Raw genomic sequence first — 18,015 nt, 5'->3', positions numbered from 1 at the left:
GTTGAGCTGGCGTCCTCCTCTGCGCTTCTGAGGCTTGGCCGGGGCTGGCCAGGCCTCGATGCAGATCCCTACCCCAAAACCATAAGGAGCCCCGCCCCGTGGCGCTCAAATCCAAATTGCTGCTCATCATCCTCGACGGCGTGCCCTACCGGAACTGGCGCCGGCTGATGGGCAATCTCGAGGGCTGGGCGCAGTCGGGCGAGGCGCAGGTGTGGAAGATGCGCTCGGTGCTGCCGTCGACCTCGGCCTGCTGCTATGCCTCGATCCACACCGGGGTGGCCCCGCAGGTGCATGGCATCCTGTCCAACGAGAACCGCTTTCGCGTCACGCAGCCGGATATCTTCTCGGAAGTCAGCAAGGCCGGCGGCAAGACCGGCGCGGTGGCGCATTCCTACTGGTCGGAGTTCTTCCGCAGCTTTCCGTTCGATCTTGTCGAGGACCTGGAGTTCGACGATCCAAGCGGGCCGATCACGCATGGCCGCTTCCACACCATGACCGGCTACAATCTCAAGAACCAGATGACGCCGAGCGACGTCGATCTGTTCGCGACGCTGACCATGCTGTCGAGGCGCCACGGCATCGACTACGGCATCCTGCACACCTGCACGCTGGATTCGATGGGCCACCGCTTCGGCCATGACTGCATCGAGATGGACCATGCCTGCTACGCCATGGACGCGATGCTCGCCGCCTTCCTGCCGCAATGGCGCGCGGCCGGCTATGAAGTGATCGTGACGGCCGACCACGGCCAGACCGACCGCGGCCACCATGGCGGCCATGACGACGAGATGCAGGATTTCGCGCTCTATTATTTCGGGCCCGCGAAGGGCCCCGAGGCCGACATGCTGCTCGACCAGCTGCAGCTCGCGCCGACGGTGCTGAGCCGGCTTGGGGTTCAGATACCGGCGACGATGAAGGCGAAGGTGTTTTTGGGGTAAGCGCCGCCTTTCCTTCTCCCCTTGTGGGAGAAGGTGGATCGGCGCGCAGCGCCGAGACGGATGAGGGGTGTTCCAGCGGAGTGAGACGCTGGCGTTCCCTGGAGCACCCCTCATCCGTCGCCTTCGGCGACACCTTCTCCCACAAGGGGAGAAGGGGAAACCTCGCGCCTCTGGCAACGCCCTCGCTCTTCGGTTAGCCTCCGAAAAATCCTTGGCGGAGGGTGAACCTTTTTGGACCGATCAGCGACAGAGCTTAGAGGAGCCAGGCGGCTCGACCGGCCATGAATGCGGCGACGGAAACCGATCGCACGCTTGTAGGCCGGGTCGCGAAGGGTGACCGGGCCGCCGTCCGGCTCCTGTTCATGCGTCACCACGCGCGGATCTACCGCTTCGTGGCGCGCCAGACGGGATCGGAAATGATGGCCGACGATATCGCAAACGAGGTTTTTCTCGAGCTGTGGAAACAGGCGCCCAGTTTCGAGGGCCGCTCCGAAGTTTCCACGTGGCTGCTCGGCATCGCCCGCTTCAAGGCGCTGTCGATGCTGCGCAAGAAGAAGGAAGACTGGATCGACGACGATGACGCGGCGCAGGTCCCCGACAGCGCCGACACGCCGGAAGTCGTCACCATGAAGGAGGACAAGGCCGCCGCCTTGCGCCGCTTCGTCGATGCCTTGCCGGAAGAACATCGCACGGTGATCGACCTTGCCTATTACCATGGACAGTCGGTGACCGAGATCGGCGAGGTGCTCGATATTCCGGTCGCGACCGTCAAGACCAGGATGTTCTACGCCCGCAAGAAACTCGGCGAAGCCCTCAAGGCCGCCGGTTACGACAGGGGGTGGCCATGAGCGCCGCTGAAAAGATGTCGCGCCGCGACGAGATGGAGACGCTGCTGCCGTTCTACCTGAACGGCTCGCTGGAAGGCGCCGAGCTGGAAGCCGTCGAGGAATGGCTGGCCACCGATCCCGCGGCGATGGCAGCACTTGGCGAAGCGGAAGCCGAGTTCTCCGGCACCGCCGCCGCCAACGAGGCGATCCGGCCGCCGGCCGATGCGCTGAGCCGTTTCGCCAAGGCGCTCGACGCCGAGGCCGGCCCCGTGCGCGCACCCGCCGGCCAATCCTGGCTGGCCAAGGTCTTCGGCCGGGTGACAGCGATGCCTGCCGGCGTCGCCTGGGCAGCGGCCGCGGCGCTGCTTGCCTTGGTGCTGGTGCAGTCCTTCGAACAGCCGGGCGGCAAGGGCAACGACTTCGAGGTGGCTGGCGCTCAGGACGATCTGGCGAAGCTGCCTTTCGCCCTGGTCAAGTTCAAGCCGGACGCCAAGGTGGCCGACATCGCCGCCTTCCTTGGCCAGAACGGGCTGAAGATAGCCGGCGGCCCGACTGCCGACGGCGTGTTCCACCTGGCGATCCCGGCCAGCACGGCGGCCGATTACGACAGGCTCGTCGGCCTTGTTGCCGCCCAGCCTTTCGCGGATACTGTGATCCAGGGAAGGAAACCGGTCGATGGCGGCTAAGGCAGTCATTCTGCATGCGGCGCTCCTTGCGGCGGCTATTGTCGCCGCGCCCGTGTTTGCGCAGACCAATGATCCCAATCTGACGCAAAAACAGCTGGATTGCCTGAACCGCACGACGGCGGCCGGCGGCGGCTGCGACAAGGACGGCGGCGCCAAGGGCAACGGTGGTGCGCCGAGCAGCGGCACGGCCACGGGCGGCGCGGTGTTCCTGCCGGCGCTGATCGTCGATCTGTTCCCGAACCCGCCGGCGGCCCCGCAAGCGCCCGCGCCATCCGGTGGAACATCGTCATCGAACGGTTCCGGCAACACGCCGGCTCCCGCACCGACGCCGAGCGGGCCGGTCACGGTGCCTCAAGGGCTCAACATGGCGGAGCCACCGCGCGCCGTCGCCGGCGAGTTCGTGCCCGACGAGGTGCTGGTGACAGTGGATGGCGATGCCGGCGTGGTGCAGCAGATCGCCAATTCCTTCGGCCTGCAGGTGCGCTCGCAGCGCCAGTCGCGGCTGCTGGGCTCGACGCTGGTGCGCTTCGGCATCACCGACGGGCGGCCCGTCGGCGTGGTGCTGGCGCAGCTCGCCGCCGACGGCCGCACGCAGCGGCGCGAGCCGAACCATATCTATTCGCTGCAGCAGGCGGCCGGCATCGTGAACTATGCCTTCGACCGCATCGCGCTCGATGCCAAGCAGGCAAGCGGCGAAAATGTGCGCGTCGCCGTCATCGACACCGGCATCGACGATACCAACCCCGCGCTGAAGGGCGTCATCGCCGACCAATATGACGCCATGCCCAACGTGCCGACCGAGAAGCGCGACCACGGCACCTCGGTCGACGGGCTGATCGCCGGCGTCGGTCCGCTGGAAGGCATCGCGCCGGGCGCGAAAATCTATCACGCACGGGCCTTCGAAGGCGGCAAGTCGACCATGGACGTCATCCTTTCGGCACTCGACTGGGCTGCCGAGCAGAATGTGCGCATCATCAATATGAGCTTCGTCGGTCCGAAGAACGACCTGCTCGGCACCGCCTGCCGCAATGCCCGCGCGCTGGGCATGGTGCTGGTGGCAGCCGCCGGCAACAACGGCCCGAAGGCGCCCTATGGCTACCCGGCCGCCTTCGACGGCGTCATTGCCGTCACCGCCACCGACGCGAAGGACGGACTGATGCCGCAGGCCAATCGCGGCGCCTATGTTTTCATCTCGGCGCCGGGCGTCGAAATGGTGGCGCCGAGCGGAGCGGGCTCGGACGTGGTGACGGGCACGTCCTTCGCGGCGGCAATCGTGTCCGGCGCCATCGCCAATCTGATCCACGCCGCGCCCGATCGCTCGGCCGACGACATCGAGAAGGCGTTGGCGGCAACGGCCAAGGATCTTGGCCCCAAGGGGCGCGACAATGATTTCGGCTATGGGCTACTGGATATCAGGGCAGCGGAAGCGGCGAAGGAGTAGTCCCTCATACTCGCGATGTCCGCGGGACAGCACCCCCCTCTGTCCTGCCGGACATCTCCCCCGCAAGGGGGGAGATCAGTAGATTCAGCGCCGGCCCAACTTCTTCAACGTCGATGATTGGCGAAGGCAGTGATGACGTCTAATCTCCCCCTTGCGGGGGAGATGTCCGGCAGGACAGAGGGGGGTGTGAAGGAACTCGACGCGTCTCGTCTGTCGGAACACGATCCTGCGAGCGTCTCGTCGACTCCTATCATCGCGGTGACCGCCACCGACCAATTGCCGTTGCCACAGCGATTGAGAATGGACCGCGCGCGACCCATTCAAAGCGCCGGACCCAACCGGACCGGGCTGCCATCGTAGAAGCGCGGCAGCCGGAAGCGGCTGAGGTCGTGCCCCGTGTCGTTTCCCTGGATCATGTCGGAGACGACGCGGCCCATGCCGGGCCCGATGCCGAAGCCGTGGCCGCTCATTCCGGTCGCGACGAAAAGACCGCCGATCGCCTGCACCTGATCCACGACTGGGACGACGTCAGGCATGGCGTCGATCATGCCGCCCCAGCCGACCTTCAAGCGAACTTTCTCGAACTGGGGAAAAAGCTGTTTGAAATTGCGTTCGATCGCACGCAGCCGGGCCGGTTCAGGGGCTGGGTCGAGCACCCGCATCCTTTCAAATGGGCTCTCTGAATCCGGCGCCCAATCGCGCGGCGTCGACCAGCCGTCCGGGTAGCCTGACGGGGCGTACGGAAAATAACGCGCTCCGAACGGGTCGTTCCTGAGGGCGGGGATATATTTGGTGGCGTGCCGGAATGCGTCGGGCCCCAGATAAAGCAAGTGGGTACCACCGCCGGCGAGCGTGTAGCCGCCATCCTGCCTGCGCCTCAAAGCGATGTGATCGTCGGCGGCCGCGCCCGCGTAGATCTCGGGCAAAGGCTCCGTCGCGGCCACGGTTACACGGACGCTGAGCTGGGGGATGGACACACCGTGCCGCGCCAGGAACAGGGAGGACCAGGCGCCGCCCGCGACCAGCACGCTGGAGGTCTCGATATATCCGGCCTCGGTCCACACGCCCTTGATCCTGCCGGCCGCGATGTCGAGGGTCCGCGCCGCGCAGTTCTCCACGATCCTGACGCCTTTTCGCACGGCTAGCCTGGCCAGCGCAGGCACCGCCAGCCAAGGCTCCGCGCGCATATCCGAGGGCGTCGTCATCGCGCCCTTGAACTTTCGCGACATGCCGTTGATGAGTTTTGCGGTTTCGTCCGCATCCAGGAGACGCGTGTCGAGGTCATGGGCCGCGGCGACCTTCATGAATGTTTCGAAGCCGGCCATGTCCTTTTCGGCGTTCGCCAGATAGGTCACGCCAGTCTGCTTCAGCCCGATGTCTTCGCCGCTTTCTTCAGCCAGCTGCCGCCACAGGCGAATGGCCTCGATGACGATCGGCAGTTCGTCCGCGTCCCGTCCCTGCTTTCTGATCCAGCCCCAATTTCGCGAGGACTGCTCGGCCGCGACGCGGCCCTTTTCCAGCAGCGTCACCGGGATGTTTCGGGTGGCGAGGAACAGGGCTGTCGTCACGCCGATAATGCCGCCACCGACGATCACCACCTCCGAAAACTTCGGCGGAGGACCAAGGTACTGGATTGGATCCGCTTCGGTGAATGGGAATGTGGGCAAAAGGCGCACCTGAAGGACTGGCTGACGACTCTGACTTACCCGTTGCCACCTTCCAAAATCAGGAGCAGGCGCAGGCAGACCGTTGTCCCACGGGAGTAAATGCAGCCCATGAAGGAGGCGGCAGGTGAAGCCGTTGGATCCTGCCCCCTATACCGGCGCCCCTGCTCCCGTTGGAAGCCCAGCTTCACCAGCGGCCGTAGTTGGCTCTATGCACCCTTCACGATTCTCGGCTTGGCCGGCCGGCGGGATTGAACCGCACTCTCGAGAACCAAGGCCAACCGCTTCTCGTCTTCGATGGCGCGATCGACCGCCTCAATTTGCTCTTGAAGCGCCTTCAGTTGCGCGCCGTAGCTGGAGCCATCGCTGTCCCCGATCTGAAAGCCACTTGCCCGCATCGCGTCGCGAGTGTGGTGCACATTACGGACGCCTTCGCGTCGAGTCGCGACCAGGATTTCCCTGAACTCTCCAAGACGTTCAACGTGAGTGCGAGTCATTGCGTCCTCCTATTTCGTCGTCATCGTTGCCGGCCGCGCTTTGAACGGCCAACTTTTGGCGCAGAAGAGCCAAAGACTACAGGAGATACTCTCGACAAAGCATGAGTGCAGAAGCTCAAATTTGAACGTCTTACACTAACGTGGAGCGCGGCGGGCGGAAATTGGCTTAGTCTAGGACCGATTCATCGAGCGCTCGTCTTTTCAGCTGAGCGCGCCCGCAGTCCGGCTGCTGAGTCTGATCCCTATACCGGCGCGCCGGCCACCGACCCCCGCACCACCAGATCGACGGGCCAGACCTCGCCGCGAGCCCCCTCTTCCAGCCCCGATATGCGCGCGGCGAGGCGCTCGGCGACGCGGGCGCCGGCGAGGCGGATCGAGGAGCGCGTCGTCGACAGCGGCACCGGGAAATTTTCCGGCCGCAGCCAAGGGAAGACGTCGTCATGGGCGACCAGCGACAGGTCGCCCGGGATGGTAAGGCCAAGATCGCGCACGGCGCGCACCACGCCCAGCGCCATGATCAGGCTGGAGCAGACGATCGCCGTCGGGGGGTCGCTTTCCTCGAGCAGGCGGCGGGCGGCGCGATAGCCATTTTCCTCGGTCATGGTCACCGAGCGGATGTGACGCTCGCCGAGCGTCAGCCCGCTCGCGGCAAGCGCCCGGCGCATGCCACGCTCGCGGTGGATGGCGAAGGTCTCGCGCTCATTGCCGTTGATCAGCGCCAGGCGCTTGTGGCCGAGCTGAAGAAGCAGCCGCGCCGCCTCGTGGAAGGCGCCCTCATTGTCGATATCGAGATAGGGATAGTCGAAATCCAAACCTTCGCTGCGGCCATGCACGATGAACGGTATGCCCAGCGTATTGACCAGGGCCAGCCGCCGGTCGGCCGGACGCGGCGAGGAGATGTAGACGGCATCGACCTGCCGGTTGGCGACGATGCGGCGGTAGGTGGTCTCCTCATCGTCGGCATCGGCGGGCGACAGCACGAGGTCGAGCTCGTGCGCGCGGGCATAGTCGCCGAGGCCGGAGAGGAATTCGACGAAATGCGGGTCGATGTCGACGGATGCACCCGTCGGCAATACATAGCCGATCATGCCCGACTTGCCGGTGGCGAGGCGGCGCGCGGATGGGTTCGGCCGGTAGCCGTGGCGCTTGGCGGCGTCCATCACCCGGCGCCGGGTTTCCTCGCTGACCTCGGGGTAGCCGTTCAATGCGCGGCTGACCGTGGTCTGCGAAAGCGACAGCATATGCGACAGTTGCTTGAGGTTCATCGGAGGCCTCCGGCCTCAAAGCGCTTTCAATTTTAATCGATCCGATGATCGCTGGCGCAATCGCCAGACGAAATGACCTTAGAGGCGCCTGGACTGTGTTTGAAGCCGAAATTGCTGCTGCAGCGCCAAAAAAGCTTGCTGCACTGCACTTTCTTGGAGCATTTGGCGCTTTTTAAATCGATTAGTAACATGAACCTCTTGACTTCAAGGCGATTCAATGGCGAGATCAAGTCAGCCAAAGCGCTTTGGAACGCTCTTCGAAAGGTTGCGATTGCCTTCTCGCTGAGTCACAGTTCCGTGGGCGTCGGCGGACGAAATGGAGGTTTCGTCCGAACTGTCTCAACACTGGGAGGACTGCGATGAAGAAAATGCTTCTCTTGGGTGCCGCGTTCGCTGCGCTCACCCTTGGCCTGCCGGCACATGCCGAACTGAAGTTCAAGCCGGGCGAGGATTCGAAATTCCATTGGGCGAATTACGACGACCTCAAGAAGGTCGACCTCAAGGGCGAAACGCTGACGATCTTCGGCCCGTGGCGCGGCGAGGACGAGACGCTTGTGCGTTCAGTCCTCGACTATTTCCAGGAAGCGACCGGCGCGGAGGTGAAATATTCCTCGTCCGAGAACTATGAGCAGCAGATCGTCATCGACACCCAGGCCGGCAGCCCGCCCAACATCGCCGTCCTGCCGCAGCCTGGCCTGATCCAGGATCTCGCCTCCAAGGGCGTGCTGACTCCGCTGGGCGACGACGTCGCCGCCTGGATCAAGGAAAACTACGCCGCCGGCGACTCCTGGGCCAAGCTCGGCACCTATACGGGCAAGGACGGCAAGTCCGGCTTCTATGCCTTCCCGTACAAGATCGACGTGAAGGGCCTGGTCTGGTACTCGCCGGATAATTTCGACGAGGCCGGCTACAAGGTCCCGAAGACCCAGGAAGAACTGGCCGACCTCGAGAAGAAGATCGTCGCCGACGGCGGCAAGCCATGGTGCATCGGACTGGGTTCGGGCGGCGCCACCGGCTGGCCGGCGACCGACTGGGTCGAGGACATCATGCTGCGCACGCAGCCGCCGGAAGTCTACGACAAATGGACGAAGAACGAGATCCCGTTCACCGACCCGGCCGTGGTCAAGGCCCTCGACATCTTCGGAAAGATCGCGACCGACGACAAGATGGTGGATGGCGGCGCCAAGGCCGTCGCAGCGACCGACTTCCGCGACAGTCCGAAGGGCCTCTTCACCGTTCCGCCCAAGTGTTACATGCACCATCAGGCGTCGTTCATTCCTTCCTTCTTCCCGGAAAACGTGAAGCTCGGCCAGGATGCGGACTTCTTCCCCTATCCGCCTTATGCCTCCAAGCCGGAACTGGGCACGCCGCTGGAAGTGGCCGGAACGCTGGTGATGATCACCAAGGACTCCAAGGCCTCGCGCGAGTTCATCAAGTTCCTGCAGATGCCGCTCGCGCATGAATTGTGGATGGCGCAGAAGAGCTTCGTCACCCCCTTCAAGGCGGCCAACAAGGACGCCTATGGCAGCGACGCGCTGAAGAAGCAGGGCGAGATCCTCGTTGGAGCCACCACGGTGCGCTTCGACGGCTCCGACCTGATGCCCGGCAAGGTCGGCGCGGGCTCCTTCTGGACCGGCATGATCGACCTGGTCGGCGGCAAGTCCGCGCAGGACGTCGCCGCAGACATCCAGAAGAGCTGGGATGCCATCAAGTAGGCGAGTGGCGAACAGGCCGCCGCGCGCGGCCTGATATTTCCTCATCCTCCATCTGGATCCGGGCTACGGCCCGGGTCCGACCGGCAGCGCCCGCCGGAAGCCTTCGCGTCTCGATTGTTCCGAACAACTCATGAAGTCGGTGCATGCGGCCGCCAGCATTGCCTGGCCGTCATGCGCAGGGAGAGGGACCCATGGCGGCTCAGATTTTCTCGGCCATATTCGTCATCATCATCGGCGTCGGCGGCTGTGTCGCCTATTTCTGGGGCGCCAACAAACTGCTCGATCTGATCTTCCCGTCGCGCGGCGTCTCCGGCAGCGCCGCCGTCGACAATCTGCGCCGCCAAGGCCTGGTGCGGCCATGGCTGTTCGTCGGCCCGGCGATGATCATCCTGACCATCTATCTGATCTATCCGGTGATCGAGACGCTGCGGCTCTCCTTCCTCGATCGCGGCGGCGAGCACTTCGTCGGCTTTGCCAACTACCAATGGGCATTAGGCGATCATGATTTCCGCAACTCGATCTTCAACAACATCCTGTGGCTGGCTGTCGTGCCGGCGGCCTGCACCTTCCTGGGGCTGATCATCGCCGTGCTCACCGACAAGATCTGGTGGGGCACGATCGCCAAGAGCCTGGTCTTCCTGCCGCTGGCCATCTCCTTCGTCGGCGCCAGCGTGATCTGGAAATTCATCTACGAATATCGCGGCGAAGGCCAGGTACAGATCGGCCTGCTCAACGCCATCATCCAGTATTTCGGCGGCCAGCCGCAGGTGTGGATCTCGCTGCCGTTCTGGAACAACTTCTTCCTGATGATCATCCTGATCTGGATCCAGACCGGCTTTGCCATGGTGATCCTGTCGTCGGCGCTGCGCGGCATTCCGGAAGAGACGCTGGAAGCGGCGGTCATCGACGGCGCCAACCCGTTCCAGATCTTCTGGAAGATCATGGTGCCGCAAATCTGGGGCACCATCGCGGTGGTGTGGACCACCATCACCATCCTGGTGCTGAAAGTGTTCGACATCGTGCTGACAATGACCAACGGCCAATGGAGCAGCCAGGTGCTGGCCAATCTGATGTTCGACTGGATGTTCCGCGGCGGCGGCGATTTCGGCCGCGGCGCCACCATCGCCATCATCATCATGATCGCGGTCATTCCGATCATGGTCTGGAACATCCGCCAGGCCAACAAAGAGACGGGAGGGCATTGAGATGGCCGCGTCCACCGGAAAGTCCTTCGCCAGCCGCTTCGGCGTTCATATCGCCGTGCTGGTCTTCGTCGTCATCTGGACCATCCCGACACTCGGCATTCTCGTCTCGTCGCTGCGCGACAAGGACCAGATCATCGCCTCCGGCTGGTGGAATTCCTTCGCCAGCTCCAGCCAGACCGAGGCCGGACGACTGCCGGCCGCCTCGGCGCAGACCCAGAAGGACGGTAAATACGTCATCGAGGGCAATGTCTTCGGCGACGGCGCCAAGCGCGACATCAGCGCCTTTGGTGTCAAGGCGGCGGCGCCGACACAGTACAAGGCCGGCTCGGCGGCCGATCTGGGCGACGGGGTGAGCCTGCAAGTCAACGCCGACGGCAGTTTCGTGCTGTCTTCGCCGAAAGCCTTCGAAGGCGATCGTGGCCAGCGCGTCTATTATGCGTCCTCGGCGCCGCCGAAATTCACCACGGAAAACTACCAGAACGTGCTTCTGTCGCAAGGCATCGGCCGCTCGTTCATGAACTCGCTGACGGTGACCATCCCGGCGACGGTGATCCCGATCCTGATCGCGGCCTTCGCGGCCTATGCGCTGGCCTGGATGCGCTTTCCCGGACGGGCGCTGCTGATCGCGGTCATCATCGGCCTTCTGGTGGTGCCGCTGCAGATGTCGCTGATCCCGCTGCTTAAGCTCTACAACGGCGTCGGCACCTTCTTCGGCGTACCGTCGAAGACCTATCTCGGCATCTGGCTGGCGCATACGGGCTTCGGCCTGCCCTTCGCCATCTACCTGCTCAGAAGCTACATTGCCGGCCTGCCGCGCGAGATCATGGAATCGGCGCGCATCGACGGCGCAAGCGATTTCGAGATCTTCGTCAAGATCGTGCTGCCGCTGTCGTTTCCGGTGCTTGCCTCGTTTGCCATCTTCCAGTTCCTGTGGGTATGGAACGATCTCTTGGTGGCGATGGTTTTCCTGGGAACCGCGCCCGACCAGATCGTGTTGACGGCGCAGCTCAATGCGCTGCTCGGCTCGAGAGGCGGCAATTGGGAGATCCTCACGACATCGGCATTCATCACCATCATCGTGCCGCTGACCGTGTTCTTCTCGCTGCAGCGCTATTTCGTCCGCGGGCTGCTTGCCGGCTCGGTGAAAGGAGGTTGAAGACATGCAATCGGCTTTGAAGGCGACTTCGAGACCAGACCCCGCCGCAGATCCTGCCATCGACCGCGACTGGTGGCGGGGCGCGGTGATCTACCAGATCTATCCGCGCTCCTATCAGGACTCGAACGGCGACGGCATCGGGGACCTGAAAGGCATCGTTCAGCGCCTGCCCTACATCGCCTCGCTCGGTGTCGATGCCATCTGGATATCGCCCTTCTTCAAATCGCCGATGAAGGATTTCGGCTATGATGTCTCGGATTACTGTGACGTCGATCCGATGTTCGGCACGCTGGCCGATTTCGACGCGCTGGTGGCGGAAGCCCACCGGCTGGGGCTCAAGGTGATGATCGATGAGGTGCTGTCGCACACCGCCGACATCCACCCCTGGTTCAAGGAAAGCCGTTCCAGCCGCAACAACCCGAAGGCCGACTGGTATGTGTGGGCGGACGCCAAGCCGGACGGCACGCCGCCCAACAACTGGCTGTCGATCTTCGGCGGCTCGGCCTGGCAGTGGGACACCAGTCGCCAGCAATATTACATGCACAATTTCCTGGCCGAGCAGCCCGATCTCAATTTCCACAATACGCAAGTTCAGGACGCGCTGCTCGACATCACCCGGTTCTGGCTGGAGCGCGGGGTCGACGGCTTTCGGCTCGACACGATCAATTTCTACTTCCACAGCCAGGGGCTGGAGGACAACCCGGCGCTGCCGCCGGAACAGCGCAACGACCAGACCGCACCCGCGGTCAACCCGTACAACTACCAGGACCATATCTATGACAAGAGCCGCCCGGAGAATCTCGGCTTCCTCGAGCGTTTCCGCGCGCTTCTCGACGAATATCCGGCGCAGGCCGCCGTCGGCGAGGTCGGCGACTCCCAGCGCGGCCTCGAGGTGGTCGCCGCCTACACCGCCGACGGCAAGCGCGTGCATATGTGCTATTCCTTCGACTTCCTGGCTCCGGAGAAGATCAGCGCGGCGAAAGTGCGCGCGGTGCTGGAGGCGTTCGGCACGGTGGCCAGCGACGGCTGGTCGTGCTGGGCCTTCTCCAACCATGACGTGATGCGGGTCGCCTCGCGCTGGGCAGCCAACGAGGCTGACCCGACCGCCTATCTGAAGGTGATCTCGGCGCTGTTGATGTCGCTGCGCGGTTCGGTCTGCATCTATCAGGGCGAAGAACTCGGGCTGGGCGAGGCGGAGCTGAAATTCGAGGATCTGCAGGATCCCTACGGCATCCGCTTCTGGCCGGAATTCAAGGGCCGCGACGGCTGCCGCACGCCGATGGTGTGGGAAGCGGCCGCCAAGAATGGCGGCTTCTCGGCTGCGAAACCCTGGCTGCCGGTGCCGGGCAAGCACCTGTCGCAGGCAGTCAATGTGCAGCAGGGCGACGCCAGCTCACTGCTCGAACATTACCGGCGCTTCCTGGCCTTCCGGCGCCAGCATCCGGCGCTGGCCAAGGGCGATATCGACTTCATCGAAAGCGATGGCGACACCGTCGCCTTCACGCGCCGCGATGGCAACGAGCGGATCGTCTGCGCCTTCAATCTCGGCGGCAAACCAGCCGAGATCAATCTCGGCCAGGGCGCGCTGCAACCCTTGCCCGGGCATGGCTTTTCGGGACAGACTGGCAGCGGGCCGGTCCGCTTCGGCGGTTACGGCGCCTGGTTCGGGCGCATCGACTGAACTTGCAAAACAGCAATCAACGGGAGGAGACAAACATGGCCGATGTCACGCTCAACCAGGTGAAGAAGTCATACGGCAACCTCAACATCCTGCACGGCATCGACCTCGACATCAAATCGGGCGAGTTCATCGTCTTCGTCGGGCCGTCGGGCTGCGGCAAATCTACCCTGCTGCGGTCGATCGCGGGGCTCGAGGAGATCACCGGGGGCGAATTGAAGATCGACGGCGAGGTGGTGAACGACGTGCCGCCGTCGAAGCGCGGCATCGCCATGGTGTTCCAGTCCTATGCGCTTTATCCGCACATGACGGTCTACGACAACATGGCCTTCTCGATGAAGATCGGCAAGGAAAGCAAGGCGGAGATCGACAAGCGGGTGCGACAGGCGGCGGAAATCCTGCAGCTGACCAAATATCTCGACCGCCTGCCCAAGGCGATGTCGGGCGGCCAGCGCCAGCGCGTCGCGATCGGCCGCGCCATCGTGCGCAACCCAAAAGTGTTCCTGTTCGACGAGCCGCTTTCGAATCTCGACGCCGCGCTGCGCGTCGCCACCCGCATCGAGATCGCCAAGCTGAAGGAATCGATGCCGAACACCACGATGATCTACGTCACCCACGACCAGGTCGAGGCGATGACGCTGGCGGACCGCATCGTGGTGCTGAAGGACGGCCGGATCGAGCAGGTCGGCACGCCGATGGAGCTCTACAAGCGCCCCGGCAATCTGTTCGTCGCCCAGTTCATCGGCTCGCCGGCGATGAACATATTGCCGGCGAAGATCGAGAAGGCCGGCAATCCGACCGTGGTCAGCCATGTCGGCGACCGCAAGGCCACGGTGCCGATCGCGACGCCTGCCTCGGCGAATGGCGCAGCGGTCAGTTTCGGCGTGCGGCCGGAGGATCTCTTGATCGCCACCGATTCCGATTACCTCTTCGAGGGCAAGGTCGACTATATCGAGCAGCTCGGCGAGGTTCAGCTCGTCTATATCGACATCGGCCGCGCAGACCTGCCGCTGGTCGCCAAGCTGCCGGGCAATGTCGAGGTCAAGCGCGGTGAGACACTGCGGCTCAACGCAAGCGCCGGCGATCTGCATATTTTCGATGCCGACGGGCATTCCTTCACACTGCATCGCGAAGAAGCGAGGGCGGCCTGAGCGGACAGAGCGCCACGCAAAGAAAAAGCGGCGGGCCTTGGCCCGCCGCTCCTGTTTTAAGTCAAGGTCGGCTGTTAACGATTGCCGAAGTGGTCGCGGTCGCTGCCCTGCGGCGCCGACTTCTGCGCGTCGCCCGAGTTCAGCAGCTTGTAGACCGGCGAATCGGTGCCGATCGACGAGGTGCGGGTCGTATCCACGGCGGGAGCCGGCTGGTTGACGCCGCTATTGTTGTAGTTGTCGCTGCCCGCAAAAGCGGCCGTGGAAATGGCCATCAGGGCGGCGGTGGCAAGAACGATCTTTTTCATCTTAGGTACTCCTGAATTTCTTGATCCGACCGAGACGACGGGCGAGCCGGTCGCCGGTTCGAAGTCGGCTGTTAGTTGTTACCGAAAAGGTTGCGGTCGGCGCCCGTGGTGACAGGCTTCTGTTCAGCCGGTTCGTACTTGCGGACCGAGGCGGTGTAGGAAGAGTCGACCGATGCCGCCGGCGGATTGGCAGCCTGCGCGTTGTAATTATCGCTACCAGCAAAGGCGCTGCCGGAAATCGCCAGAAGGGCGGCGGCAGTGAGAACAATCTTTTTCATTTTTGCTACTCCAGTATCTTTATTCCGTCCGTCTAGCGGCGTGTCTTGGGAATGAAATCGCGTCGTTCGGACAGCGCTGATTTGGGTAAGTCGATCGCCGGATTCCAATCACGAAGTTTTTCCGTCTGGACCATGAATCCGCATCTTGAAGTTTTTGATAAGCATGCCTACGATCATTTTTTAATGAATTAAACCAATTGCTTATGCGATATTGGCAGTTGGCTCACCAAGTGTGTCGGAGCGCCACGTTCACAGCGTTCTGCACGCACCGTCAACAGAAACGAACCGTTCGGTTCGATTTTAGAATCTGCTAATAGTCACTTTTTGATACTGTTAACCATCCAGGGCCCTCCCCGAACCTCGTCCCGGAAGCCGGAGGGCAAGGCGAAAAGGACGGGAATCGGCACCGTGAATACGGCGCCCATTGTCGCGCCGCATGGATGCGATGTCGTTTTCATGCCGACGGGAAACCGGCGGTCGTGGTTAGATCAGGCCATCTCAGGTGCCGCTTCGTCGCGACGAGGCGGAGAATTGGGAAGCCGGTCGAATTCCGGCGCTGCCCCCGCAACGGTGGTGGAGTGAAGTCGCAACGGGAGACCACTGGGCCATGGGCCTGGGAAGGTGTTGCGGCCGCCCGCGAGGGCAACTCCAAAGCCCGGAAACCAGCCAGAGAGATTTTGAACTCGACTGATCGCGGTGGGCGGTCAAGAGGCGGACGGCGCGCGCCCGGCCCTGCCGGTGGCGGTCGTTCTTCTCCATCACCACCAGTTCAGTCCTTGATGCGAGGACAGGACATGGATGCGCGCAACGACATGCTGAGGCTCCTGCAGAGCCGCAAACCGGGCTACTCGCTCGAGCAGCCCTTCTACACCGATCCCGACTATTTCAAGCTCGACATGGAGCTGATCTGGTATCGTGACTGGTTGTTCATCGGCCATGATTGCGAACTGCCGAAACCAGGCAGCTACATCACCGTTCAGGTCGGCGACTATCCGGTGGTGCTGGTCCGCGACCAAAAGGGAACGATCAACGCTTTCCACAACTCCTGCCGGCATCGCGGCAGCCGCGTGTGCAACACCGACAAGGGCACCGCCGCCAAGCTGGTCTGTCCCTACCATCAGTGGACCTACGAGCTCGACGGGCGGCTGCTGTTTGCGCGCCAGATGGCCGACGGCTTCGACAAGAGCCAGTTCGGCCTGAAGCCAGTCGCCTGCCAGAGCGTCGGCGGCTACATCTTCATCTGCTTGGCAAAGGAGCCTGCCGACTTCGCGCCCATGCGCGCCATGATCGAACCCTATCTCCTGCCGCACCGATTGAGCGAGGCGAAGGTCGCGTTCGAATCGACGATCGTCGAGAAGGGCAATTGGAAGCTCGTCTGGGAGAACAACCGCGAGTGCTATCACTGCGCCGGCAACCATCCGGAACTGTGCAAGACTTTCCCGGAAGCGCCGACCGTGACAGGTGTACAAGGCGCCGACAGCGATCCGGAAATGCTTGCGCACTGGGCGAAATGCGAGGCGGCGGGTCTGCCGAGCCGGTTCCGGATCGATCCGGCCGGCCAATACCGCGCCACGCGCGCGCCGCTGCTGCGCGATGCCGTCAGCTACACGATGAGCGGCAAGCGCGCCGTGATGAAAAACCTGTCCGCCAGCGTCGCCGCCGACCGTATCGGCACGTTGATGCACTACCACTATCCAACCACGTGGAACCATATCCTCATCGACCACGCCGTCACCTTCCGTGTGCTGCCGATCAGCGCCACCGAGACCGCGGTGACGACGAAATGGCTGGTCCACAAGGACGCGGTGGAAGGCGTCGACTACGATCTGGCAGAGCTCACCCATGTCTGGACCGAGACCAACGATCAGGACCGCCGCATCGTCGAGGAAAACGCGCTCGGCATCCTGTCGCCGGCGTACGAGCCCGGCCCCTATTCCGAGCTGCATGAGGGCGGCGTCATCCAGTTCGTCGAGTGGTACGCCTCCTTCATCGGTCCGCGCCTTGCCGAAGGCGGTCGCCCGGCGCTGCGCAGCGTCGCCTGAAGGCTAAGGAGATGAACGCGATGACGGATCTCGGCCTCTATCGCCATCTCGACGAGATGGCGCCCTGGAACGACAGGCTGCAGGTGCTGGAAGTGATCGGCGTCAGCGACGAGGCGCCGCAGGTGAAGACATTCACCTTCCGCTCCGACAATCAGACCTGGTTCCGTTACAAGCCCGGGCAGTTCGTAACGCTGGAACTGCCGACGGCCGACGGGCCACTGATGCGCACCTACACGCTGTCGTCCTCGCCGTCGCGGCCGTTCTCGATCGCGGTGACGGTGAAAGCGCAAGCCGGCAGCGTCGGCACGCGCTGGATGTTCGACAATCTGAAGCCCGGCGTCCATGTGAAAGCCTACGGGCCGGCCGGCGATTTCTCGCTGCACAGCCATCCGGCGGCCAAATATCTGTTCATTTCGGCCGGATCCGGCGTCACGCCGATGATGTCGATGCTGCGCTGGCTGAACGACTGCGCGCCCTGGACCGATGTCGGCTTCGTCAACTGCGCGCGCCGCCCGGAAGAGATCATCTTCCGCAAGGAGCTCGAACTGCTCGGCAGCCGCATGCCCGGCCTGTCGCTCGGCTTCATGATCGAGGAGCGGTCGAGCCGCGAGGGCTGGTTCGGCCATATGGGCCGCATCGACGCGATCCGGCTGCCGCTTCTGGCACCTGATTTCCGCGAACGGGAAATCTTCTGCTGCGGGCCCGACCCTTTCATGCGCGCCGTGCGGCAGATGCTGGAGGCCGCCGGCTTCGACATGAGCCGCTACCATCAGGAGAGCTTCGCGGCGCCGGCCGTTGAAGAAGTCCCGGCGCCATTCGCGATGCCGGCCGGCGACGACGCCGAGCCGCTCGCCGAGGCGGTGACGCCGGTCCGCTTTTCGCTTTCAAACGTCGATGCGGAATGCGTCGCCGGACAGACCGTGCTGCAGACGGCGCGCGCTTCGGGCGTCAGGATCCCGGCGGCCTGCGAGTTCGGTCTCTGCGGAACCTGCAAGGTGAAAAAGGTCTCGGGCGAGGTCTCGATGAGCCACAATGGCGGCATTCTCGATCACGAGATCGATGACGGCTATATCCTGGCCTGCTGTTCGAGGCCGCTGTCGGCGCTGGACATCGAGGCCTGAAGGCTTGTCGGTCGAGGCGAGGACCGTTGCGGGATCATCCTCGTCG

Annotated in this window: 16 protein-coding genes and 1 riboswitch; of the genes, 11 read left to right on the top strand and 5 right to left on the bottom strand. The window is 63.4% G+C overall.

Going from position 1 to position 18,015, the window contains the following annotated elements; translation table 11 throughout:
• Window positions 1–98: 98 nt before the first annotated feature.
• The 4 genes from CK230_RS12920 to CK230_RS12905 all read left to right on the top strand — a co-directional run bounded on the left by CK230_RS12920 (window position 99) and on the right by CK230_RS12905 (window position 3,892).
• Window positions 99–938 carry an alkaline phosphatase family protein gene (locus tag CK230_RS12920; RefSeq protein WP_095817564.1) on the top strand — a complete coding sequence of 280 codons (840 nt, stop codon included), beginning with the start codon at window positions 99–101 and terminating at the stop codon, window positions 936–938.
• A 281-nt stretch (window positions 939–1,219) separates the two neighbouring features.
• A complete protein-coding gene (locus CK230_RS12915) occupies window positions 1,220–1,786 on the top strand; it encodes a sigma-70 family RNA polymerase sigma factor (RefSeq protein WP_095817563.1) in 567 nt (188 codons plus the stop codon).
• Window positions 1,783–2,451 carry an anti-sigma factor gene (locus CK230_RS12910; RefSeq protein ID WP_095817856.1) on the top strand — a complete coding sequence of 223 codons (669 nt, stop codon included), beginning with the start codon at window positions 1,783–1,785 and terminating at the stop codon, window positions 2,449–2,451. Before CK230_RS12915 ends, CK230_RS12910 begins: the two co-directional genes overlap by 4 nt.
• Window positions 2,441–3,892 (top strand): S8 family serine peptidase, encoded by a 1,452-nt coding sequence (locus CK230_RS12905; RefSeq protein ID WP_095817562.1) that lies wholly within the window; start codon window positions 2,441–2,443, stop codon window positions 3,890–3,892. The genes CK230_RS12910 and CK230_RS12905 overlap by 11 nt, the downstream gene beginning before the upstream one ends.
• 320 nt (window positions 3,893–4,212) lie before the next feature.
• On the opposite strand, the gene CK230_RS12895 is transcribed toward CK230_RS12905, so the two are convergent.
• From CK230_RS12895 to CK230_RS12885, 3 genes are all read right to left on the bottom strand, one after another.
• The gene (locus CK230_RS12895) at window positions 4,213–5,559 is read right to left on the bottom strand and encodes an FAD-dependent oxidoreductase (RefSeq protein ID WP_095817855.1); all 1,347 of its coding nucleotides are present in this window, start codon (window positions 5,557–5,559) and stop codon (window positions 4,213–4,215) included.
• Between the two features lie 206 nt (window positions 5,560–5,765).
• The gene (locus CK230_RS12890; protein WP_095817561.1) at window positions 5,766–6,053 is read right to left on the bottom strand and encodes a hypothetical protein; all 288 of its coding nucleotides are present in this window, start codon (window positions 6,051–6,053) and stop codon (window positions 5,766–5,768) included.
• A 242-nt stretch (window positions 6,054–6,295) separates the two neighbouring features.
• The gene (locus tag CK230_RS12885; protein WP_095817560.1) at window positions 6,296–7,318 is read right to left on the bottom strand and encodes a substrate-binding domain-containing protein; all 1,023 of its coding nucleotides are present in this window, start codon (window positions 7,316–7,318) and stop codon (window positions 6,296–6,298) included.
• A gap of 359 nt (window positions 7,319–7,677) precedes the next feature.
• Between CK230_RS12885 and CK230_RS12880 the strand changes: the two genes are divergently transcribed.
• The 5 genes from CK230_RS12880 (at window position 7,678) to ugpC (ending at window position 14,223) form a co-directional block, all read left to right on the top strand.
• Window positions 7,678–9,033: an ABC transporter substrate-binding protein gene (locus CK230_RS12880; protein ID WP_095817559.1), complete on the top strand. Its 1,356-nt coding sequence runs from the start codon at window positions 7,678–7,680 to the stop codon at window positions 9,031–9,033.
• Window positions 9,034–9,224: 191 nt separating this feature from the next.
• Window positions 9,225–10,238, top strand: coding sequence for a sugar ABC transporter permease (locus tag CK230_RS12875; RefSeq protein ID WP_095817558.1), 1,014 nt, complete (start codon window positions 9,225–9,227; stop codon window positions 10,236–10,238).
• Between the two features lies 1 nt (window position 10,239).
• Window positions 10,240–11,394 carry a carbohydrate ABC transporter permease gene (locus CK230_RS12870; RefSeq protein WP_095817557.1) on the top strand — a complete coding sequence of 385 codons (1,155 nt, stop codon included), beginning with the start codon at window positions 10,240–10,242 and terminating at the stop codon, window positions 11,392–11,394.
• A gap of 4 nt (window positions 11,395–11,398) precedes the next feature.
• Window positions 11,399–13,075 carry an alpha-glucosidase gene (locus tag CK230_RS12865; RefSeq protein ID WP_095817556.1) on the top strand — a complete coding sequence of 559 codons (1,677 nt, stop codon included), beginning with the start codon at window positions 11,399–11,401 and terminating at the stop codon, window positions 13,073–13,075.
• A 35-nt stretch (window positions 13,076–13,110) separates the two neighbouring features.
• Window positions 13,111–14,223, top strand: a complete 1,113-nt coding sequence (gene ugpC / locus CK230_RS12860; protein WP_095817555.1) for a sn-glycerol-3-phosphate ABC transporter ATP-binding protein UgpC — start codon at window positions 13,111–13,113, stop codon at window positions 14,221–14,223.
• A 74-nt stretch (window positions 14,224–14,297) separates the two neighbouring features.
• On the opposite strand, the gene CK230_RS12855 is transcribed toward ugpC, so the two are convergent.
• Together CK230_RS12855 and CK230_RS12850 are read right to left on the bottom strand one after the other, a co-directional pair.
• Complete coding sequence (locus CK230_RS12855) at window positions 14,298–14,528, bottom strand: DUF680 domain-containing protein (RefSeq protein WP_095817554.1); 231 nt, start codon at window positions 14,526–14,528, stop codon at window positions 14,298–14,300.
• A 71-nt stretch (window positions 14,529–14,599) separates the two neighbouring features.
• The gene (locus tag CK230_RS12850; protein WP_095817553.1) at window positions 14,600–14,806 is read right to left on the bottom strand and encodes a DUF680 domain-containing protein; all 207 of its coding nucleotides are present in this window, start codon (window positions 14,804–14,806) and stop codon (window positions 14,600–14,602) included.
• Between the two features lie 483 nt (window positions 14,807–15,289).
• Window positions 15,290–15,492: riboswitch (cobalamin riboswitch) on the top strand.
• A gap of 108 nt (window positions 15,493–15,600) precedes the next feature.
• Here CK230_RS12850 and CK230_RS12845 point away from each other — a divergent pair.
• Both CK230_RS12845 and CK230_RS12840 read left to right on the top strand, forming a co-directional pair.
• Window positions 15,601–16,848, top strand: coding sequence for an aromatic ring-hydroxylating dioxygenase subunit alpha (locus CK230_RS12845; RefSeq protein WP_095817552.1), 1,248 nt, complete (start codon window positions 15,601–15,603; stop codon window positions 16,846–16,848).
• 20 nt (window positions 16,849–16,868) lie between these two features.
• Window positions 16,869–17,969, top strand: coding sequence for a hybrid-cluster NAD(P)-dependent oxidoreductase (locus CK230_RS12840; RefSeq protein ID WP_095817854.1), 1,101 nt, complete (start codon window positions 16,869–16,871; stop codon window positions 17,967–17,969).
• The last annotated feature ends 46 nt before the right edge of the window (window positions 17,970–18,015 follow it).

It is taken from the genome of Mesorhizobium sp. WSM3859 (assembly GCF_002295065.1).
Lineage (GTDB): Bacteria > Pseudomonadota > Alphaproteobacteria > Rhizobiales > Rhizobiaceae > Mesorhizobium.
Note: the sequence above shows the minus strand (reverse complement) of the source record. Positions and strands in the feature narration are given on the sequence as shown.